This is a genomic window from Salinimicrobium aquimaris (assembly GCF_035607535.1).
GTDB lineage: Bacteria > Bacteroidota > Bacteroidia > Flavobacteriales > Flavobacteriaceae > Salinimicrobium.
The window spans coordinates 605,116-622,653 of record NZ_JAYDZX010000001.1 but is presented as its reverse complement, the minus strand read 5'-3'; the positions used below and the strand labels follow the sequence as shown (position 1 = coordinate 622,653).

Annotated in this window: 15 protein-coding genes; 8 read left to right on the top strand and 7 right to left on the bottom strand. The window is 43.2% G+C overall.

The features are described 5' to 3' along the window. Positions 1-47: 47 nt before the first annotated feature. Complete coding sequence (gene recG, locus VR862_RS02780) at positions 48-2,153, bottom strand: ATP-dependent DNA helicase RecG (RefSeq protein WP_324719419.1); 2,106 nt, start codon at positions 2,151-2,153, stop codon at positions 48-50. A 76-nt stretch (positions 2,154-2,229) separates the two neighbouring features. On the opposite strand from recG, the gene VR862_RS02775 reads away from it, so the two are divergent. Next, positions 2,230-4,257, top strand: a complete 2,028-nt coding sequence (locus VR862_RS02775; RefSeq protein WP_324719418.1) for a M1 family metallopeptidase — start codon at positions 2,230-2,232, stop codon at positions 4,255-4,257. A gap of 115 nt (positions 4,258-4,372) precedes the next feature. On the opposite strand, the gene VR862_RS02770 is transcribed toward VR862_RS02775, so the two are convergent. Together VR862_RS02770 and VR862_RS02765 are read right to left on the bottom strand one after the other, a co-directional pair. Then, entirely contained in the window at positions 4,373-4,894 is a 522-nt protein-coding gene (locus tag VR862_RS02770) for a DUF7935 family protein (RefSeq protein WP_324719417.1), read from the bottom strand. Positions 4,895-4,901: 7 nt separating this feature from the next. Next, a complete protein-coding gene (locus VR862_RS02765; protein WP_324719416.1) occupies positions 4,902-6,521 on the bottom strand; it encodes an FMN-binding glutamate synthase family protein in 1,620 nt (539 codons plus the stop codon). Between the two features lie 181 nt (positions 6,522-6,702). Here VR862_RS02765 and VR862_RS02760 point away from each other — a divergent pair, with 181 nt between their 5' ends. The 3 genes from VR862_RS02760 to VR862_RS02750 all read left to right on the top strand — a co-directional run bounded on the left by VR862_RS02760 (position 6,703) and on the right by VR862_RS02750 (position 9,994). After that, positions 6,703-9,027 carry an ATP-dependent helicase gene (locus VR862_RS02760; protein ID WP_324719415.1) on the top strand — a complete coding sequence of 775 codons (2,325 nt, stop codon included), beginning with the start codon at positions 6,703-6,705 and terminating at the stop codon, positions 9,025-9,027. 62 nt (positions 9,028-9,089) lie between these two features. Then, entirely contained in the window at positions 9,090-9,302 is a 213-nt protein-coding gene (locus VR862_RS02755; RefSeq protein WP_324719414.1) for a hypervirulence associated TUDOR domain-containing protein, read from the top strand. A 71-nt stretch (positions 9,303-9,373) separates the two neighbouring features. Then, positions 9,374-9,994 carry an L-threonylcarbamoyladenylate synthase gene (locus VR862_RS02750; protein ID WP_324719413.1) on the top strand — a complete coding sequence of 207 codons (621 nt, stop codon included), beginning with the start codon at positions 9,374-9,376 and terminating at the stop codon, positions 9,992-9,994. Here the strand turns inward: VR862_RS02750 and VR862_RS02745 are convergent. The 4 genes from VR862_RS02745 to VR862_RS02730 all read right to left on the bottom strand — a co-directional run bounded on the left by VR862_RS02745 (position 9,980) and on the right by VR862_RS02730 (position 13,689). Then, entirely contained in the window at positions 9,980-11,092 is a 1,113-nt protein-coding gene (locus VR862_RS02745; protein WP_324719412.1) for a M48 family metalloprotease, read from the bottom strand. The two genes, VR862_RS02750 and VR862_RS02745, sit on opposite strands and share 15 nt — an antisense overlap. A 175-nt stretch (positions 11,093-11,267) precedes the next feature. Then, a complete protein-coding gene (locus VR862_RS02740; protein ID WP_324719411.1) occupies positions 11,268-12,101 on the bottom strand; it encodes an OmpA/MotB family protein in 834 nt (277 codons plus the stop codon). A gap of 95 nt (positions 12,102-12,196) precedes the next feature. Then, a complete protein-coding gene (locus tag VR862_RS02735; RefSeq protein WP_324719410.1) occupies positions 12,197-13,186 on the bottom strand; it encodes a glycosyltransferase family 2 protein in 990 nt (329 codons plus the stop codon). A gap of 59 nt (positions 13,187-13,245) precedes the next feature. Next, positions 13,246-13,689 (bottom strand): type I restriction enzyme HsdR N-terminal domain-containing protein, encoded by a 444-nt coding sequence (locus VR862_RS02730; RefSeq protein ID WP_324719409.1) that lies wholly within the window; start codon positions 13,687-13,689, stop codon positions 13,246-13,248. 63 nt (positions 13,690-13,752) lie between these two features. On the opposite strand from VR862_RS02730, the gene holA reads away from it, so the two are divergent. The 4 genes from holA (at position 13,753) to VR862_RS02710 (ending at position 17,531) form a co-directional block, all read left to right on the top strand. Then, positions 13,753-14,757 carry a DNA polymerase III subunit delta gene (gene holA, locus VR862_RS02725; RefSeq protein ID WP_324719408.1) on the top strand — a complete coding sequence of 335 codons (1,005 nt, stop codon included), beginning with the start codon at positions 13,753-13,755 and terminating at the stop codon, positions 14,755-14,757. Then, positions 14,758-15,660 (top strand): 1,4-dihydroxy-2-naphthoate octaprenyltransferase, encoded by a 903-nt coding sequence (gene menA, locus VR862_RS02720; RefSeq protein WP_324719407.1) that lies wholly within the window; start codon positions 14,758-14,760, stop codon positions 15,658-15,660. Between the two features lie 70 nt (positions 15,661-15,730). Continuing rightward, positions 15,731-16,411 carry a metal-dependent hydrolase gene (locus VR862_RS02715; protein ID WP_324719406.1) on the top strand — a complete coding sequence of 227 codons (681 nt, stop codon included), beginning with the start codon at positions 15,731-15,733 and terminating at the stop codon, positions 16,409-16,411. 85 nt (positions 16,412-16,496) lie between these two features. Further along, positions 16,497-17,531, top strand: coding sequence for an o-succinylbenzoate synthase (locus VR862_RS02710; protein ID WP_324719405.1), 1,035 nt, complete (start codon positions 16,497-16,499; stop codon positions 17,529-17,531). Positions 17,532-17,538: the final 7 nt, after the last annotated feature.

Here is a 17,538-nt window from a genome sequence, read left to right as displayed (position 1 = left end):
CTTCTCAGTTATTTGATGAGATTGTAAGAAAAGTCGACGTGTGGGAATTAACTGATATAATTCCAGATGGTTTTCTCCTTGACCAGTTGGGAATAGGTAAATTTTACAATCCTGTTCTTCTCCATTTGCAGGTTAGGATCTTCCTTTAAAAGTTGTAAAGCACAGTGACGGGCGGTCTTTAAAATGTCATTGTCCCTAACGATGTCGGCAATCTTTAGGTTGAGGACTCCGCTTTGCTGAGTTCCCATTAGATCCCCGGGACCTCTAAGCTTTAAATCTACTTCTGCGATCTCGAATCCGTCAGACGTACGAACCATAGTTTCAAGGCGGGTCTTGCTGTCATTGGAAAGTTTATGGCCGGTCATAAGGATGCAAAAACTCTGCTCAGCGCCACGGCCCACGCGACCTCGCAGCTGGTGTAATTGAGAGAGTCCAAAACGCTCTGCACTCTCAATGATCATCACGCTGGCATTGGGAACATTTACCCCGACCTCAATTACCGTAGTAGCCACCATGATCTGGGTTTCACCCTTTACAAACCGGTCCATCTCATAATCCTTGTCGGCCGGCTTCATCTGTCCGTGTACGATGGAGATCTGGAATTCGGGCATAGGGAATTCCCGGGCAATACTCTCATAGCCGTCCATGAGGTCTTTGTAATCCATGGTCTCAGATTCCTGTATAAGGGGGTATACGACATAGACCTGTCTGCCTTTCCTTATTTCATCACGAATAAACCGGAATACTTTGAGCCTGTTACTATCATACCTGTGAACGGTCTTGATCTCTTTTCTTCCCGGCGGCAGTTCATCGATTACCGAAACGTCGAGGTCGCCGTAAAGGCTCATGGCCAGCGTACGGGGAATAGGAGTGGCGGTCATTACAAGGACGTGAGGCGGCAGGTGATTCTTTTTCCAAAGTCTTGCCCGCTGTGCCACTCCAAAGCGGTGCTGCTCATCTATAATAGCAAGCCCGAGATTATGGAACTTTACTTTTTCTTCGAGCAGGGCATGGGTACCTATCAATAAATGTAGTTCTCCGCTTTCCAGAGCTTCGTGGATCTCCCTTCTTTCTGCAGTCTTTGAAGAACCCGTGAGGAGCCTGACATTAATCCCCAGATCTGCAATCAGTTCCGAAATTCCGTTAAAGTGCTGAATAGCAAGAATTTCTGTAGGAGCCATAAGACAGGCTTGAAAACCGTTGTCCAGCGCTAACAAAACGCTCATCAAGGCCACAATCGTTTTTCCAGATCCAACATCCCCCTGCAACAACCTGTTCATCTGGGCACCGCTACCAAGATCCTGCCGTATCTCTTTAATTACTCTTTTTTGAGCATTGGTCAATTCAAATGGAAGATACTTCTCGTAAAATTCGCTGAAGTGTGTTCCCACCTCTTCAAAAGGAAAGCCTTTTATCTTTTTCTTCCTTATCAGGTTCTTCATTAACAGCTGCAGCTGAATGTAGAACAGCTCTTCAAACTTTAGCCTGAACTGGGCTTTAGCCAACAACTCCTGACTCTTTGGAAAGTGGGCGTTGAATAAAGCTTCTGCTTTTGGTAACAAATGTAGTTCCTCCTTTATGCCTTCGGGGAGAGGATCCACGAACTTACCGCCACTTTCGAGAAAAAGTTGTTGTACGCAGCGGCTTATCACCCGGTTGGTTACCCCGGCTTTCGCAAGTTTTTCTGTAGAAGGATAAACGGGTTGCATCGCGGTTCGCAGTTGTTTTTTATAATCCTCCACCAGTTCCATTTCCGGATGGGGCATACTAAAAACTCCGTTATACCAGTTGGTTTTTCCGTAGATGACGTAAGGAGTGTTGATCTTCAGGTTTTCCCGGATCCATTTTTGACCCCTAAACCAAACAAGTTCTATTTTTCCGGAGTCATCAACGAAATCGGCCACAAGACGTTTACCTTTCTTTTGCTCTACTGTTCGCAGGTGCACAATTTTGCCGACAATTTGAACCTCGGCAGAATTCCTTTCGAGTTCCCTGATCTTATAGAACCTGGTCTTGTCAAGATAACGGTTGGGAAAAAAATTGAGCAGGTCTCCGTAAGTGTGAACACCAATCTCCTTCCGAAGAATATCTGCCCTGTTGGGACCAATGCCCTTCAGGTAGTCAATGGGGGTTTGCAGCAGACTGGCATTCATGGAAACGAAGATAAAAAAAAGCCTTTTAGGAAGGCGAGTTTTTCCGGGATTGCGACAGGTAGCTTATATTTGAAATATGAAAAATTCCTTTTTCTTCCTGCCGGCGGCACTTTTCAGCTTTTTTGTCTCTGCACAACAGCCGGCGCCGGTAGATTTCACCAAACTAGAGGGAGTGATCACAATTAACCCTTCAAAAAAGGCAGTTTCAGGAGAAATTATCTTCGAATTCGACATTTTAGAGCAGGTAGACAGCCTTTTTATAGACGCTCAAAAAATGAATTTTTCTGAAGTGTTTCTGAATAATGAACCTATCGACTTCGGAAGTGATAAAAAGAAATTTTGGATCACGGGTGACATGCCTTTGGGAAAGGATCAGGAGTTAAAGCTGAAATATTCCGCAACTCCGGAACAGGCCATGTACTTTATTCCCAAGAAGCCGCAAGGGATAGAGGAACAGGATTTCCAGGTGTGGACACAGGGGCAGGGTAGATATACTTCGCACTGGCTTCCCAGTTTTGATGATCCTTCAGAAAAATTGGAATTTGATCTCAGCTTCATTTGTCCCTCTAAGGACGTGCTTATTTCCAATGGAGAACTGGTGAAAAAGGAGCAGGTAAATGACTCTCTTTCTCTATGGCAGTTCGATATGAAGATGCCCATGAGTAGCTATCTAGTCGCCGTCGCTGCAGGAAATTTCAGTGAGGTAACCGATCTGACGACAGGCACTGCCATGCAGTTCTATTTTCCTGTGGGGATGGAAGATCGCGTGGAACCAACCTACCGCCACAGTACATTTTTGATGAACTTTTTTGAAAGAGAAACAGGCGTTCCTTATCCCTGGCAAAACTACAAGCAGATCCCTGTTCGGGATTTTCTTTATGCCGGAATGGAAAATACGGGAACTACTATTTTTTCTGATATATTCTTGGTGGATTCCATTGGCTATAATGATCAAAATTACGTCAACGTAAATGCCCATGAGCTTGCTCACCAGTGGTTTGGGAATCTTGTGACTGCGGAAAGGCCCGAAGATCACTGGCTTCAGGAAGGATTTTCAACCTATTACGCATTACTTGCCGAAAAAGAGATTTTTGGAGAGGATTATTTTTACCGGAAGCTTTTCAAAACAGCCGAAGAGCTGAAAAATTTGAGCGACACCGGGAAAGGACAGGCTGTGGTTTCTGAAGGTGCCAGTTCGCTGACTTATTATCAAAAGGGAGCCTGGGCATTACATATTATTAGAGAGAAAATAGGAAAGGCAGCTTTTGATAAAGCGGTAAAGAATTATTTGGAAAAATATAAATACTCGACGGCAACTACAGAAGATCTCATTTCCGAAATGGAGACGGCGAGTGGACAGGACCTTTCCCGTTTTGTGGAGGACTGGCTAAAGCAATCAGCTTTTCAGGGAACTGAGGCTCTGGAATCTTTAAAGAAGTCTCCTTTTATACAAAAATACCTGGAGCTGGCTGCAGCTAAGCCACTGCCGGTTTCAGAAAAGAAGAATCTCCTGTTAAGAGCGCTAAGCTTTCCCGTCAATGATTATTTAGGTCAGGAAGCCGTGCTACAGCTCGCGTTGGAGGATCCTGTTGAGGTCCTGGACCTCTACAAAAAGGCATTTTCAAGTGGTAATCTTTTTACCCGGCAGGCCATCGCATTTTCCCTGCAACAGGTTCCGGAGCAATTGAAATCGGAGTACGAAAGTTTGCTTTCAGATGAATCCTACCTGACCCGGGAAATGGCGCTCTTCAACTTATGGAACTCCTTTCCTGAAAACCGCCTGGATTACCTTCAAAAACTGGAAGGAACAGAGGGCTTTCTGGACAAGAACATCAGGACGCTTTGGCTAACGTTGAGTCTGGCAACGCCCGAAGTAGAGACAGCTCTAAAGCAGCAGTATATTCAGGAGCTAAGAGGGTACACTGCTTCTCACAACAGATTTCAGGTACGGGAGAATGCATTTGGATACCTGTACCAGTTAAATGCCTTTGATGAAGAAAGTCTGCGCAACCTTGAAGATGCAACAAAACATCATAATTACCGGTTCAGGGATTTTGCCAAAAAGCTGCTTGAGACGATCAAGCCGTCCCTTGGCAGTAACTAATCGATCAAAAACAGTTTAAAGATCCTTTAGCTTCTGAATTTTGCAGGATAGGTATAAACAGGAGTAGCCCAATAATTTTCAGGCTTGACTTTTGGCCTTCCTGGGTTCTAAGAAATCACCACAAATTCTTGACTTCTTTCTTGATATATGAAAGTCCCGTTTCGCTTGGTGGCTGCTGGTCTATAAGGGAAGTCACTATTTGTTGCCGCAAATCATCGGCTGTGTTAATGTCTTCCCGGGCGGCAGTCTTCCTGATGTTGGTGATCGTAGCATTTTTAGAAGCCTTGATCACATTCCAGCATTCATCGCTAATGTAGATCTGTTGTGCCAGGTTGTGCTCAAATTCTTGTTCAATGCTCTTGATCAAAAGATTGGTATAGGCCTCTTTTGAATTTCCGGCAGGTTTTACTCGTACAAGGAGATTTCCCGGCGAAATTCTTTCAAGAAAGAGAGCCATTCTCTCATAGGCCTGCAGCCTTAATGGAAGGGCGTGTTTTTGAGATTCCTTGTGAAGCAAAAACCGGCGCCGCCGCTCCTCATTTTGAGTATGGAGGTTAAAGAAATAAAAGGCGATTATTCCTACCACAACAGCAGGTAGGAGGTAGAACAACAACTGTAAAATAGAATCTTCTGTCATAAAATTATTATTGATCTGAGACCGAGGTGTCTTCGGTTTCTACCTCTTTCACATCGGTTTCTTCTCCTTTTCTATAGGAGCCCCCTAAGTTAAGACATCCTGCTAAAGTAGCAACAGAATCAAATGGAACTTTTGTTTTGTTGTACTTAAAGGTTTCGGCAAGGGTCTGGGCAATGAATCTGTCGCCCAGGTTGATCTCTACATCATCCATGGTGAACTGGCAGGGATGTTCATAGCCGCAGGCATGTGTGATCTCCAGCAATTCTTTTCGAAAGTTATTGAAGTAGTAATTCACTCTTTCGGCTTTGTTTTTCACATTAATTCCTGCCTGCAACCATCGGTTCTGGGTAGCCACCCCGGTAGGGCAGGTGTTGGTGTGGCAGGATTGTGCCTGTATACATCCAATACTAAGCATTGCTTCCCTGGCAACACTAATGCAGTCAACCCCCAAAGCAAAAGCCATAGCGGCTTTGGCGGGAAAACCGAGTTTGGCGCTACCAATGAACACGATCTTATTGGTGAGATCTCTGGCCTGGAAGATCTGGTAGAGATCTGTAAATCCATACAACCAGGGTAAGGCCACGTGGTCGGCAAAACTTGGCGGAGCTGCTCCCGTTCCACCTTCACCGCCGTCGACAGAAATAAAATCCGGACCCCGATTGGTTTCGACCATAATACTTGCTAATTCGCGCCATTCATCAAGCTTACCTATTGCAGCTTTTACTCCAACAGGAAGTCCCGTATGTTCAGCAATTTCTTCGATCCAGTCCACCATCTCCTGCATATTGCTAAAGGTGCTGTGGGAAGGAGGGGAAAGCACGTCCTTACCCATTGGTACATGCCTGATCTCAGAAATTTCCCGGGTGATTTTAGAAGCCGGAAGTACCCCACCCTTTCCCGGTTTGGCACCCTGAGAGAGTTTTATCTCGATAGCGCGAATGCTGGGATATTCCTCAACCATTTTTACAAGCTTTTCCATGGAAAAACTGCCATCGGGATTTCTAACGCCAAAGTATCCCGTCCCAATCTGGAACACGACATCGGCACCTTTCTTATGATAGGGTGATAATCCACCTTCTCCAGTATTATGGAAAGCGTAGGATTTTTTACAGCCAATGTTGAGGGATTCAATGGCCCGGGCACTTAAAGAGCCAAAGCTCATAGCCGAAACGTTGATGACCGAAGCGGGTCTAAAGGGGCGACGCCTGTTGTGATGTTCTCCAATGACCTTCGCGCAGGCCAGGAAATATGGATCCTCACGATTGATATGCTTTTCAGGCATGTGGTAAGGGATGACCGCATTGTTGATAAAGACATAATTTACTTCATTGATATCCTGGTCTGTACCAAAACCTTCGTAATTATTCTCATTTTTGGATGATGCATATACCCAGCCCCGTTCAATGCGATTGAAAGGCAGTTCTTCCCTGTTACCTGCAACGATATACTGCCGTAGTTCGGGGCCAATGCTCTCGAGCATGTACCTGAAGTGACCCACTAAAGGAAAGTTGTGCAGGATGGTGTGTTTCTTATTAATGTATATATCATAAATGACCACCAGGACGAAAAAAACAAGGAGCCATACCCACCAGGAGAGATCTCCCAGAAACTCAAGAACATTATCCATAAAACAAGTTTTTGGCTAAAAACCAAAAGTTAGTTTATAAAGCAGCAGCTCCAAAATTAATTTCTTTAAAAAAATTGTAAAATGCCTGAAAAAGGAGTCTCGTAAAGGTTAAAAAGAAACAACCGCGGGGTTCGGTTTTTAGCTCATTTTACTTATTTTCACCGTTCAAAAGAAGATAAAATTGGAATCCTATTTAGCCGAACTGAATGATGCACAGAGGGCTCCGGTCTTGCAAAAAGACGGAGCTATGATCGTAATTGCAGGTGCGGGATCGGGCAAGACACGTGTTCTTACCTATCGCATAGCCTACCTTATGAGCCAGGGAGTTGATGCCTTTAATATTTTGGCACTTACCTTTACTAATAAGGCAGCCCGTGAAATGAAGACGCGTATTGCAAAGATCGTGGGGAATAGCGAAGCCAAGAACCTGTGGATGGGAACCTTTCACTCCATCTTTGCTAAAATGCTGCGTTTCGAAGCCGATAAGCTTGGGTATCCCTCGAACTTTACGATTTACGACACTCAGGATTCCCAGCGGCTTATTTCGGCAATCATAAAAGAAATGGGGCTGGATAAGGATGTCTACAAATACAAGCAGGTCTATTCCCGCATCTCTTCCTATAAGAATAGTTTGATCACAGTAAAAGCTTATTTCCAGAATCCGGAACTTATGGAGGCCGATGCCATGTCGAAAAAGCCGCGCCTGGGTGAGATCTACAGGGAATATGTCGACAGGTGTTTCAAGGCGGGGGCAATGGATTTTGATGATCTCTTGCTCAAGACCAATGAATTGCTCAACAGGTTTCCAGATGTGCTTCAGAAGTATCAGAATCGCTTCAGGTATATCCTGGTTGACGAGTATCAGGATACTAACCACTCACAATATCTTATTGTGAAAGCACTTTCAGATAAATTTCAGAATATATGTGTGGTAGGAGATGATGCGCAGAGTATCTATGCTTTTCGAGGGGCTAACATCAACAATATCCTGAATTTTCAGAAGGATTATGACGACGTACAGACTTACCGTCTTGAACAGAATTATCGTTCTTCTAAAAATATCGTGGAGGCTGCTAACTCCATTATCGAAAAGAACAAGACCAGGCTGGAAAAGGTGGTATGGACGGCGAATGAGGATGGTCCAAAGATCGTGGTGAACAGGTTGCTTACCGATGGGGAGGAAGGAAGGTTTGTTGCGAGTTCCATTTTTGAGAATAAAATGGAGCAGCAGTTGAAGAATGGAGACTTTGCAATTCTTTACCGCACCAATGCCCAGAGTAGGGCCATGGAAGATGCTCTTCGAAAAAAAGATATTCCGTATCGAATTTATGGCGGACTTTCATTTTACCAGCGCAAGGAGATCAAAGATGTTCTCTCATATTTGCGATTAGTGATCAACCCGAAAGATGAGGAGGCCCTTAAGCGGGTGATCAATTACCCCGCCCGTGGGATCGGTCAAACTACTGTAGACCGCTTAACAATTGCAGCGAACCATTATAAAAGATCCATTTTTGAGATCATTGAAAATCTGGACAGGATCGATCTCAAGATAAACAGGGGTACCAAAAATAAGCTGGAGAACTTTGTCAACATGATCAAAAGTTTCCAGATCATGAATGAAACAGCCGATGCCTTCACTATAGCCGAGAATGTTGCAAAGAAGACCGGTTTGCTTCAGGAGCTCAAAAAAGATGGGACTCCCGAGGGTATTGCCCGAATCGAAAACATTGAAGAACTGCTTAACGGGATGCGGGATTTTGTGGAAGGCCAGAAAGAACTTGCAGATGCCACAGGATCCCTTACAGAATTCCTGGAAGATGTTGCCCTTGCCACCGATATGGATAAAGATTCAGGCGATGATGACAGGGTTGCTTTGATGACCATTCACCTGGCAAAAGGACTGGAATTTCCTTTTGTGTATATCGTTGGAATGGAAGAGGATCTTTTTCCTTCGGCCATGAGTATGAACACAAGATCTGAACTTGAGGAAGAACGCCGTCTCTTTTATGTAGCGCTCACCCGGGCAGAGAAAAAAGCTTTTCTCACCTATACCCAGTCGCGCTATCGCTGGGGGAAATTAGTGGACGCCGAACCGAGTAGATTCATAGAGGAGATCGATGACAAGTTTCTCGAATTTATGGTCCCTCAGGATGAATATAAATACAAACCCCTAATAGATACCGATATATTTGGGGAAGTGGATAAAAGTAAATTCCGCCAAACCAAGCCTGTGAACGGGACGCCGCCACCGTCTCATAAACCTACAGATGAACAACTCCGGAAGCTGAGGAAACTGCGGCCGGCCACTTCTCCGAATGCTCCGGTACCTTCTGGTCCTGCTGTGAAACTGGAGGCAGGAGATGAGGTAGAGCATATGAGATTTGGAAAAGGAAAAGTCCTGAGCATAGAAGGGGTAGGGCAGGATAAAAAAGCTGAGATCAATTTCGAGAATGGCGGAATTAAAAAACTACTCCTCAAATTCGCTAAGCTCAAAGTACTTTCCTGAGGTTAAGTATATGTTATTCTTTAGGTTAAGCTGGTTCTTCTTTTTAATTTTAAAAATAAAAAATGATAAGAGAAGGAACAGAAGTAACATGGAAATGGGGCAAGGGAACAGCTACCGGGAAGGTAGAAGATACCTTTGATCATGAAGTCACCCACACAATCAAAGGGACAAAGGTCACCCGCAAGGGAAAACCTGATAACAAAGCTCTGTACATAAAGCAGGAAAACGGAAATGAAGTTCTTAAGCTTGAAAGCGAAGTAGAGAGAAAGGACTAATTTTTCCTGAAAGTTATATCAAAAGGCCCTGAATTTTTTGTAATTTTTGGTGCATTTAAATAATTACAACTATGGCAGAGTTAATCAGGATCTATGAAGAGAACCCAAATCCAAAGGAAATAAAAAGAGTTGTGGAGGCCTTAAGAGATGGAGGCCTTATTATTTATCCTACGGACACAGTTTATGGTCTGGGTTGTGATATAACGAATAATGCAGCTCTGGAGCGAATAGCTCAGGTTCGAGGGGTCAAGTTAGAAAAGGCCAACTTTTCCTTTATCTGTGAAAGTCTGAGCAACCTTTCAGATTATGTAAGGCAGATAGATACTCCAACTTTTAAGATCCTCAAGCGGAATTTACCCGGTCCTTACACCTTCGTTCTTCCGGGGAACAACAATTTGCCATCGGTTTTTAGAAAGAAGAAAACTGTTGGTATCCGGGTTCCCGATAACAACATCTGCAGGGCGCTCGTCGCCGGCCTGGGTAACCCTATTGTCTCCACATCTATTCGTGATGATGACGAGGTTCTGGAATATACTACAGATCCCGAGCTCATCCTTGAAAAATGGGATCATCTGGTAGATATTGTTATCGACGGTGGGTACGGAGATAATATCCCTTCTACGGTAATAGATCTTACTACTCCCGAACCCGAGGTGATCAGGGAAGGTAAAGGTAGTTTAGAGATACTCTAGTTGTTCCAGAACATCTGGAAGTACCTTTTGTTCGAAATAATCATGTAATTCCCGGGGGGAAAGTATATGTCCTTTCTTTTTAGCTGCTTCGGCCAGCAGGTATCCTTCATAGGAAGCCTGTTTTCTCTGAAGGGGTGTACCATGATGTTGTTCAAATTCAAAAGAACAATCTCCTGCCTGATAAAAAAGTTCAAAGAATTCTTCTGCTCTTTTCCAGTTATATGTTGCACCACGTTTATGGGTCATATAATATCCCGAAAAGAAGTCGGCTTCCAGTTCCAATGTTCTGGTTCTTTCTGCCGCACTGTCAAAAGCCAGCGGATACCAGAGATCCATATGCTGGAACTGGATCTGGTGTGCCCATTCATGAGTCAGGATCCCTGTCCAGACTATTTCTTCCTCCAGGCCGGTCTCCGCAAAAAGTTGAATAAGACCATCTCCAATGACAATTCTCCCGTTGTAAGAGGCATATCCATCACTGGAAATAAATGGGGACTCCAGTAAAACCGCGGAGATGCTGTTGTAGTAGAGGATCTCTTCGGCCAGGGGGATAAGGTGTTCCTTTTCTTCTACATCTTCGATTAGGTACCATAGAATATCTATGAGTTTATCTTTGTTATTTAGAGTCTCGTTGTGCTGTCCATAGACCTGTATTTCTTTGTCCATGTCCCAAAACCTCTCCAGATCTCTTACGAGTCTTTGAACCAGTTGAGTGTGTTCCCCATTTTTACCAAAATACTGTTCCCCAATGGGCAGAAAAGGAGCATAACGGTTTAGGTGTATGTACTGCTGAAAATTTGCCATTGCGACAGAGTCTGCTGCAAGTGCAGTAAAGTGTTTCCATTGTACTTCCGAAAATTTTGTAGCCCCACATTCGGTTGGAACAATAGCATTGAGCACTGCCTCCTGCAGGTTCTCGGAAATCAGCTGGATACTGGGAGCAATCGATTTATCAGAAAGGGTTTTATGAGAAACAAGTTGGGAACTGGTAGGCTTCAGGTATGCTTCTAGTGAAGTTTCAGGCTGTTCAGGTTCACAGGCTACAAACACAATAGAGTAAAGCAGCGGCACCAGCAGTTTTTTGCAGAGACGTAACATAGCAGATTCTTTTAAGATTTTTGGGGTAGGGGAATGGTAAAAATAAAGGAATCTACTTCTTGATATTGTAATTAACTGAAAATTAACATGTTAAAGTTGTAGGAGAGAGGGTTCAAATGTAAGAATAAAAAAAGCCCGGCAGGTGCCGGGCTTTAATAAGAAAAGGTGAAATTGCTTATTCAGCAGTCTTCATTCCTTCTTCAATAAGGTTGTAGAACTGATCAAGCTTTGGAAGGATCACAATACGTGTTCTTCTGTTCTTAGCTCTACCTTCAGCAGTTTCGTTAGAAGCAACAGGTACATAGTAACTTCTACCTGCAGCAGTCATTCTTTGTGGCTCAACACCGTGCTCTTCCTGAAGAACGCGTACTACAGAAGTAGCTCTTTTTACAGAAAGATCCCAGTTGTCCTGAAGAACTGCATTTCTAATTGGTTTGTCATCTGTGTGACCTTCAACCATGAATTCAATATTTGGTCTGTTCTTAACAACAGTAGCAACTTTTCCAAGTACTTCTTTAGCACGTGGAGTAACGTTGTACTTTCCACTTTCGAATAGAAGTTTATCAGAAATAGAAACATATACCACACCTTTCTCTACGTTGATCTGGATGTCTTCGTCATTGATATTTCCAAGAGCGCCTTTTAAGCTGGTTACCAAAGCAAGAGTTACAGAATCTTTCTTGGTAATGGCATCCTGCATACGCTGGATCTTCATATCTTTCTCCTTGATACTTTCCAAAGAACGTTCAAGGTTTTCGGCTTCTTTCTTAGACAAAGTAGCAAGATCACCCACGTTGTTCAACAAGGCTGTGTTCTGGTTACTAAGTTGATTTATTTGTTGGTTCAATCTTTCCTTTTCGTCAAGACAGGAGTTAAGCTTTACTGTCGCAGTGTTTAACTTGTCCTGAGTCTCCTTTTGTTGAGCTTCCAGCTCGGCATATTTCTTCTGAGAAACACATGAAGAAAGAAGGAGGGCAGCAGTTGCCGATAAAAGCATGAATTTTTTCATAATTCTTTAAATTGTTGTGATTAAATGTTAAACGAGTCAAAAGTACAAAATCTGAGCTCACTGAGAAATTTAAATAGCACTTTAACCGAAATTATTTATAGCTTTTCAAACGTCCTGTTTCCCCGCAGATAATATGCCCATACAACGGAGGTTTTATGATAATATTTTGTGCTTTTTTGAAGATTGTTCCTTTTTTTCAACATTTTTCTGAACTGGAGGTAAAAATTACCATGCGCTTTTAAAATAGCAGCTGTGTGTGAGGGTTTTAGCTCAAAAATAAATTTTATTCCCGCAAGTCCGTCGAGGATCAAACGGAAAAAAATCAACAGGAAAAGCTGCTTTTTTGGAGCATTCTTTAGTAGCACGAACAAGCTGTTCCTAAAGTTTAAAAATGTCTTACGGGGATGCATGCTGTTCAAGGTTCCTCCCCCGAGGTGATACACCCTTGATCCACCAACAGCTTTCACCTTCCTGTTCATGTTAAAAAAACGCCAGCAAAGGTCTATTTCTTCCTGGTGTGCAAAGAAATCTTCATCAAATCCTCCTGCTTTCATGAAGTCAATTCTCCTTACCATCATGCAGGCTCCCGATGCCCAGAATACCTCGTGATTCTCATCGTATTGGCCGAGGTCTTTTTCCAGGGTATCAAAGATCCTTCCGCGGCAATAGGGATAACCTAAAGCATCAATAAAACCACCTGCCGCGCCTGCATATTCAAAGTGATCTTTTTTCCGGTAGTTGAGGATCTTTGGCTGGACTGCCGCTACCTTGCCATTCTTCATTTCATCCAGCAATGGAGGCAACCAGCCTGGAGTCACTTCCACATCACTGTTCAACAAAACAAAAATATCTTCTTTAAGACCTGCCAGGGCCTCGTTATAGCCCTTTGCAAATCCGCCATTCACTTGATTCTGAATGATTCTTACCTGCGGAAAAGCTTTTTGAAGAAAAGAAACAGAATCGTCTGTGGAAGCATTATCGGCCACATAAATTGTGGCTTCCGGGGAATGTTCAACAACCGAAGGAAGAAATTGCTCCAGCAAAGCTTTCCCATTCCAGTTGAGTATTACGACTGCTGTTTTCACTGTTGCAAATTAAAGGAAAATTGAAGTATAGGAAGTTAAGCTGTCAAAAAAGGTATTTTTCATGACCATTCCGGAAGATCGGGGAGGAAGTGATATTTTTCCGCTTCATAGTCGAGCTGACAAAAATAATGCTGCAGCCCATTGGTCACCATAAGGTAATCGGCCTGTAGTGCGAGATTGTAGCGGGCTATTTGATCAAAGGTATCCTGCGTTATAGGCACCGAAGCAGCTTTACACTCCACCACAAGATGAATGCTGCCATCGGGTCGGTATGCAAGCACATCGTATCTCTTGATAAGGTCGTGTATCTTCAGCTGTTTTTCGACATTGAGCAGACTTTTAGGGAAATTCTTTTCCTGTAGAAGAAACTGTACCACATGTTGACGCACCCATTCTTCGGGCGTTAACAAAACAAATTTTTTCCGAAGCTCATCAAAAACAGCTACTTTATTTTCGCTATTTTTGAGCCGAAATGAGTACCGGGGGAAGTTAAGTTCAAGCATGCTCAAAAGTAGAATTTTTTCAGAAGAAAGATCTCTTCAACCCCTTCGGAAAACCAGCTGTAAATGGATGACGTAAAAAATATTGTAACTGCCATTAAAAAAGGAGATGTAAAACCCATCTATTTTTTAACGGGAGAGGAGCCTTATTTCATTGATAAGATCTCCGATTATATTGAGGATAACGTACTGCAGGAAGATGAAAAGGGGTTTAATCAAATGGTTTTGTACGGTCGTGATGTAAGCATTGATGATATTGTAGGTAATGCCAAGCGTTTTCCCATGATGGCCGAAAGGCAGGTGATCATTGTAAAGGAGGCCCAGGATCTCTCCCGCAGCATTGAACAGTTAACATCCTATGCCGAAAATCCGCAGCCTTCGACCGTCCTTGTCTTCAATTACAAGTATAAAAAACTGGATAAGCGAAAGAAACTCTACAAGGCTGTCGCTAAGACAGGAGTGCTTTATGAGAACAAGCGGTTGTATGAAAATCAGGTAGTTGACTGGATACAAAAAGAAATGCATTCGAGAGGCTATCAAATATCACCTAAAGCTGCACAAATGCTGCTGGAGTTTTTAGGGAACCAGTTAGACAAGATCGACAATGAGCTGAAAAAACTTCAGCTAATAGCACCAAAGGGAACTATCATCACTCCAGAACTCATTGAAGAAAACATTGGGATAAGTAAGGATTTCAACATTTTTGAGCTGCGTAAGGCAATTGGGATGAAGGATACGCTAAAGGCACACCGAATAATCAATTACTTCTCACAAAATGAAAAGGATCATCCTATGGTGGTGACGGTGGGGCTGCTCTTCAGCTTCTTTTCTCAGCTACAGCAATACCATGCCCTTACAGATAGATCTGAACTCAATGTGGCAAGAACCCTGAAGGTGAATAAGTTCTTTGTTAAAGATTACGTGACAGCTGCCCGTAATTACAATATGAAAAAAGTGAGCAGTATTATCTCATTTTTGAGAGATACAGATGTGAAAGGAAAAGGAGTAGGGGCTGCAAATGTTCCACAGGGAGATCTATTAAAGGAGCTCCTGTTTAAAATAATGAATTAAATGGCAAATATTGACAGCTGGGTAAGTGCAGCAAGATTAAGAACACTTCCGCTTTCCATTTCGGGGATCCTGGTGGGCAGCTCCATAGCTGTGGCTCAGGGGGAGTTCAATGCTGTGATCTTTGCTCTTGCTCTCGCGACAACTTTAGGTTTACAGATCCTGTCAAATTTCGCAAACGATTATGGGGATTTTGTAAAAGGAACAGATAATGAAGAGCGGGTAGGTCCTGAACGCACCTTGCAAAGCGGATTGATAAGCCGCAAAGAGATGTACTACGGCATGGTGACGACGGGAATACTTACCTTCATCTTTGCGGTTACTCTTATTTATATCGCCTTTGGAACCCGAAGTCTTTTTTATGGAATTATCTTCCTGCTTCTGGGTATTGCTGCCATTGCCGCTGCCGTGAAATATACAGTAGGAGATTCTGCCTATGGCTATCGCGGCCTGGGTGATGTCTTTGTCTTTGTATTTTTTGGAATGGTAGGCGTTTACGGTTGCTATTTTCTTTATTCCCTGGAATGGGATTGGAGGGTGTTGCTGCCTGCCGCGACCATCGGGTTCTTAAGTGCAGGAGTTCTCAACCTGAACAACATGCGCGATTGTGCAGCCGATGCTAAGGCCGGCAAGAATACACTTGTTGTGAAGATGGGTGTCAAAAATGCCAAACAATATCATTATTTTCTGTTGCTGGCAGCCTTTACCTGTATCATAATGTTTTCGGCCTTTTCTTTTACGGGGATTGATGACATTTTTTATCTGGTGGCATTTTATCCGCTTTTGATGCATTTAAAGAGGGTAATGGAAAATAAAAATCCCGTTCTGCTGGATCCCGAATTAAAGAAACTTGCCCTGGGAACCTTTCTTTTGGCGCTTCTCTTTTCCTTAGGTCAGGTATTATAGGTCCCAAAAATGCCTTTTTCGGAAGGTAATTTTTGGTAGATTTTGTAATTTGTTTTGAAAATACCACATCATGAAAATTACGCAATACGCACACAGTACTTTTTCAATTGAAGTCAAAGGAATAACCCTGTTAATAGATCCTTTCATTACAGGAAATGATAAGGTAAAGGACAAGGTGAATATTGAGGACCTAAAGGCAGACTACATCCTGCTCACCCATGCTCACCAGGACCATACTCTGGACGCAGAGGCAATAGCTAAAAGAACGGGAGCTGTGATCATAAGTAACTATGAGATCACATCTCATTACGAAAGCAAAGGGCTGGAGGTACATCCATTAAATCATGGTGGGAAATGGAGCTTTGATTTTGGAACCGTAAAATATGTGAATGCCATTCATACCAGTTCATTTCCCGATGGAAGCTACGGCGGGCAACCCGGCGGATTTGTAATTGAAGGGGAACACAAAAATATTTACATTGCGGGAGATACTGCCCTAACAATGGATATGAAACTTATCCCCATGCACACAAAGCTGGATCTTGCTATTCTCCCTATAGGGGACAACTTTACTATGGGAGTGGATGACGCTATTGTGGCGAGTGATTTTGTAGAATGCGATAAAGTGCTTGGTTGTCACTACGACACTTTTGGATATATTGAAATAGATCATGAGGAGGCAAAGCGAAAATTCTACGAAAAAGGAAAAGATCTTATGTTGCTGGAAGCAGGAGAAAGTATTGAGCTATAATATTTATTTGATAGTTAGTAGCTAACATTGTCCTTTTTAAGACTTTCTATTTTTTTATTTAGTATTTACCATTACAATTCCCTGCATGAACGCCCGATACAGCAAGTATATTCTCAACTTTAAGCGCCCCAGCGGAACCTCCCGGGGCGTTCTTACTCAAAAGGAAACCTGGTTCTTGATTTTGGAAAGAGATGGGAAGACAGGAATTGGAGAATGCGGTATCTTAAGAAGCCTTAGCTTTGACGACCGGCCGGATTATGAAGAAAAGCTGAAGTGGGTTTGTGAAAATATTGCTTTGGGGGAAGAAAAGCTGTGGGAGGAGTTACGAGAATTTCCCAGCATTCAGTTTGGGCTGGAAATGGCCTTCAGGTCGCTTGCTGCAAATGATCCCTTTGTGCTGTTTCCTTCAGACTTTACCCGGGGCGAAGCGGCTATATCTATAAACGGACTCGTTTGGATGGGAGAGGAGCAGTTCATGAAAGAACAGATCATTCAAAAGATCGAAGGTGGCTTTAGATGTATCAAGCTGAAGATCGGAGCCATTGATTTTGAAACTGAAATTGATCTTCTGAAATATATTCGCCGGGAATTTACTTCAGAAGAAATAGAGATAAGAGTGGATGCCAACGGCGCTTTCTCTCCGGCTGAAGCTCTCGAGAAACTGAAGCGGTTGAGCGAATTGGATCTCCACAGTATAGAACAACCCATAAAACAAGGCCAGGCAGAAGAAATGGCCCGGCTGTGCAAGGCTTCTCCACTGCCAATAGCTCTTGATGAAGAACTAATAGGCGTGACCGATGTAACAGAAAAGAAAAAGCTCTTACAAACAATAGAACCTCAATACCTGATTTTTAAACCCAGCTTAATTGGTGGAATGAAGGGGACGCAGGAATGGATAGATCTGCTGGAAAAGCGGGAGACGCACTGGTGGATCACAAGTGCATTGGAAAGTAATGTGGGATTGAATGCTATTGCACAATTCACCTACACTTTAGACAATCCTATGCCACAGGGGCTGGGAACAGGAGGTCTGTACACCAATAACTTTGAATCTCCCCTGCAGGTATCAAAGGGAGAGTTGCGGTACAATCCTTCTCAAAAATGGAATTTTAACCTATAGATTATAT